1 protein-coding gene is annotated in these 504 nt (G+C 39.1%); it reads right to left on the reverse strand.

Translation table 11 applies throughout. From position 1 onward, the window contains the following. A partial coding sequence (locus D8855_RS10490; protein WP_185757602.1) for a MucBP domain-containing protein occupies positions 1-504 on the reverse strand: 504 nt, incomplete at both ends.

A 504-nucleotide genomic window follows, 5' to 3' on the forward strand; every position in this document is an offset into this window, starting at 1 on the left:
ATCCTTGAATGATGTCTTAACTTTTTCGTAGACGTGCTCTGTATCTCCATTTGGAAGTTTCTTAGTTTCTACGAAGCGGTAACCTGGAATATCTTTCTTAGGTTGTTCGCCATCTTCACTTGGATTTCCTGGAATTTCGTTTCCTTCTTTATCCTTGAATGATGTCTTAACTTTTTCGTAGACGTGCTCTGTATCTCCATTTGGAAGTTTCTTAGTTTCTACGAAGCGGTAGCCTGGGATATCTTTCTTAGGTTGTTCGCCATCTTCACTTGGATTTCCTGGAATTTCGTTTCCTTCTTTATCCTTGAATGATGTCTTAACTTTTTCGTAGACGTGCTCTGTATCTCCATTTGGAAGTTTCTTAGTTTCTACGAAGCGGTAACCTGGAATATCTTTCTTAGGTTGTTCGCCATCTTCACTTGGATTTCCTGGAATTTCGTTTCCTTCTTTATCCTTGAATGATGTCTTAACTTTTTCGTAGACGTGCTCTGTATCTCCATTTGG

The sequence above is a fragment of the Streptococcus mitis genome (assembly GCF_003942685.1).
GTDB classification, from domain to species: domain Bacteria; phylum Bacillota; class Bacilli; order Lactobacillales; family Streptococcaceae; genus Streptococcus; species Streptococcus mitis_CD.